The 3,488-nt window shown below is 61.3% G+C and carries 5 protein-coding genes; all 5 read left to right on the forward strand.

All coding sequences use genetic code 11. The annotated features are described in order from the left end of the window. A partial coding sequence (locus AC1DUU_RS26660; RefSeq protein WP_476786367.1) for a YceD family protein occupies positions 1 to 409 on the forward strand: 409 nt, incomplete at its 5' end. 105 nt (positions 410 to 514) lie between these two features. Next, entirely contained in the window at positions 515 to 1,582 is a 1,068-nt protein-coding gene (gene plsX, locus AC1DUU_RS26665; RefSeq protein WP_476786368.1) for a phosphate acyltransferase PlsX, read from the forward strand. A gap of 12 nt (positions 1,583 to 1,594) precedes the next feature. After that, on the forward strand, positions 1,595 to 2,566 hold the full coding sequence (locus tag AC1DUU_RS26670) for a beta-ketoacyl-ACP synthase III (RefSeq protein ID WP_476786369.1): 972 nt from the start codon (positions 1,595 to 1,597) through the stop codon (positions 2,564 to 2,566). A gap of 128 nt (positions 2,567 to 2,694) precedes the next feature. Beyond that, the gene (locus tag AC1DUU_RS26675; RefSeq protein ID WP_055971437.1) at positions 2,695 to 3,018 is read left to right on the forward strand and encodes an integration host factor subunit alpha; all 324 of its coding nucleotides are present in this window, start codon (positions 2,695 to 2,697) and stop codon (positions 3,016 to 3,018) included. Positions 3,019 to 3,131: 113 nt separating this feature from the next. Beyond that, the coding region (locus AC1DUU_RS26680) for a MerR family transcriptional regulator (protein ID WP_476786370.1) at positions 3,132 to 3,488 on the forward strand (357 nt) is incomplete at its 3' end.

Here is a 3,488-nt window from a genome sequence, read left to right on the forward strand (position 1 = left end):
CTACAAGGCAGATCTCGTAGTCACCAAGTGGAAGCGTAACGGCATCAAGGTCAGCGGCCGGGTCAAGGCTCAGATTACCCAGGCTTGCATCGTCACCCTCGAACCGGTCGAAGCGACCATCGATGCTGACGTCGAGGGCGTTTTCTTGCCCGAAGACTCCAAGCTCGCAAGGCAGGGCTTCAATGAGGCTGGCGAGATACTGCTCGACGCGGAGGGCCCCGACGCCCCCGAAACCTTCACCGGCGACACGATTGATGCGGGCGCCCTTGCCGAGGAGTTCTTTGGTCTTGCCATCGATCCATATCCGCGCAAGACAGGCGCTGCGATAGCCAGTGCCGACGACGGCGACATTGAGCCGGTCGAAAGCGAATTCCAGAAAAAGCTCCGCCTAATATCCAAGAAGCTTTGAAAACGCCCGCCGTTTCGCGTAATCCCGGTTGTGCGGTCATCCAGAACCGCTATTTTCGCCGGACTTTTGCGTGCCCTGCGACGCCAACAGTGAGATGACCGACGCGTGATCAAGATTTCCATTGATGCCATGGGTGGCGATCACGGTCCTTCCGTGATCATTCCCGCCTTGGCCAAGGTCGCCACGAGGCGCACCGATATTCGCTTCATCATCTACGGTCGCGAAGAGGCGGTCCGTCCCGAACTTGCCAAGCAGCCGCGGCTCGCCGCTGTCAGCGAGTTCGTCCATTGCGAGGTTTCCGTGCGCATGGATGACAAGCCGAGCCAGGCGCTGCGCCATGGTCGCTGGAAGTCGTCGATGTGGAAGGCCATCGAAGCGGTCAAGTCCGACACATCAGACGCTTGCGTCTCGGCCGGCAATACCGGCGCGCTGATGGCCATGTCGAAATTCTGCCTGCGCACCATGGCGACCATCGACCGTCCGGCGATCGCGGCCATCTGGCCGACGACGCGCGGCGAAAGCGTGGTGCTCGATGTCGGCGCCACCATCGGTGCTGATGCCCACCAGCTTATCGATTTCGCCATCTTGGGCACCGGTATGGCGCGTGCGCTGTTCGGCATCGAACGGCCCACCGTCGGCCTGCTCAATGTCGGTGTCGAAGAGATCAAGGGCCAAGAAGAGGTCAAAGAGGCCGGGCGCATGCTGCGCGAGGCCAACATGGCCTCGATGAATTATCAGGGCTTCGTCGAAGGCGACGATATCGGCAAGGGTGTGACGGATGTCGTCGTGACCGAGGGTTTTTCGGGCAACATCGCGCTCAAGACCGCCGAAGGCACCGCCCGCCAAATCGGCGGCTACCTGCGCGAGGCGATGAGCCGCACGCTGATGGCCAAGATCGGCTACATCTTCGCCAAGGGCGCGTTCGACCGCCTGCGCGAGAAGATGGACGTGCGCCGGGCCAATGGCGGCGTCTTTCTGGGCCTCAACGGCATCGTGGTGAAGAGCCATGGCGGCGCTGACGCGGATGGTTTCGCTGCCGCCATCGAAATGGCCTATGATATGGTCCGCAACCGGCTGCTCGATCGCATCGAGGCCGATCTCGACCTTTTCCACGCACGCAATCCGCATGCTGCGATGGGGCGACCTGCCGCTGCGGTTGAAGATCAGGAATAGGATTTTTTCAAAGTGATCAGATCAGTTGTGCGCGGCATCGGTTCAGCGCTGCCCCGCCGCATCATGAAGAACGCCGATTTTGAAGGCATGGTCGAGACCTCCGACGAGTGGATCGCCCAGCGCACCGGCATCCGCCAGCGCCACATTGCCGCCGACGACGAAACGACGGCTTCGCTCGGTGAAGCAGCAGCGCGCGCGGCACTGGACAATGCCGGACTGACGCCTGACGACATCGACTTGATCGTTTTGGCGACGTCGACGCCCAACAACACGTTTCCCGCCACCTCCGTCGAGATCCAGAACCGGCTCGGCATGCGCCACGGCTTTGCCTTCGACATGCAGGCGGTGTGCAGCGGCTTTGTCTATGCCGTCACCACGGCCGATCTCTACATCAAGGGCGGGCTCGCCAAGCGCGTGCTGGTCATCGGCTCCGAGACCTTCTCGCGCATTCTCGACTGGTCCGATCGTTCGACCTGCGTGTTGTTCGGCGACGGCGCCGGTGCGCTCATTTTGGAGGCTGCTGAAGGGCAGGGGACCATCGCCGACCGCGGCGTATTGGCGGCCAGCCTGCGTTCCGACGGCACCCACAAGGACAAGCTCTATGTCGACGGCGGCCCCTCGACGACGGGCACCGTGGGGCACCTCAAGATGGAAGGCCGTGAGGTCTTCAAGCATGCGGTGGGCATGATCACCGACGTGATCGAGGACGTTTTTGCCCAGACCGGCATTTCCGCCGACGATCTCGACTGGTTCGTGCCGCACCAGGCCAACAAGCGCATCATCGACGCTTCGGCCAAAAAACTCGGTATCCCCGAGCAAAAGGCCGTGGTCACGGTCCACCTCCATGGCAACACCTCAGCCGCCTCGGTGCCGCTGGCGCTTTCGGCCGCCGTTGCCGACGGTCGCATCAAGAAGGGCGACCTTGTGATGCTCGAGGCCATGGGCGGTGGCTTCACCTGGGGCGCCGTGCTTCTCAGGTGGTGATTTCATCGCGACAGCGCCCGAACGGCGTTCGCGAAAAGGTCATGCCATCGGTCCTTGACCTTGACGGATCAATTACTTAACCTCCGGCGCGCTTGCTAAATTGTTGTTTTTGAGGATGGGACCGTCGCATGGGGGGAAAGACACTTACGCGAGCCGATCTCGCTGAATCCGTCTACCGGAAAGTCGGTCTTTCCCGTACGGAGTCGGCGCAGTTGGTCGAAACGGTTCTCGACGAAATCTGCGAGGCAATCGTGCGCGGAGAGACGGTCAAATTGTCGTCTTTTGCCACGTTCCATGTTCGCGACAAGAACGAGCGCGTGGGCCGTAACCCAAAGACCGGTGAAGAAGTGCCGATCCTGCCGCGCCGGGTGATGACCTTCAAGGCATCCAACGTGCTGAAGAGCCGTATCCTGCGCGCGCACCAGAACGGCAAGTCCAAGGCCGCCAAGTAACGATTTTTCCGCTCTAACCGGTTGATAGCCTGGTGCGTGATTCGCACCGGGCTTGAATGTTGTCGCGCAAACCGCTGAAATGAATCACGAATCGTTTTGCGAAAGTGGCGACCATGGACAAGAGCCCCGACGCCTTCCGCACCATCAGCGAAGTGGCCGAAGATCTAGACCTGCCGCAGCATGTGCTGCGCTTTTGGGAAACTCGCTTTACCCAGATCAAGCCGATGAAGCGTGGCGRCGGCCGACGCTATTACCGGCCGCAGGATGTCGAGCTGATCAAGGGCATCCGCCACATGCTCTACGAGCAGGGCTACACCATCAAGGGTGTGCAGAAGCTTCTACGTGACAATGGCAACCAGTTTCTTGTCGCTATCGGCAGCGGCGATCTCAAGGCCGTCGAGGCGATCGCCCAGCGCAAGCAGGCCGAGGCGCCGCTGACACCTGCTGCACAGCCGCGCGCGGTCGACGAG

It is taken from the genome of Aminobacter sp. P4_H6_2, assembly GCF_056400805.1.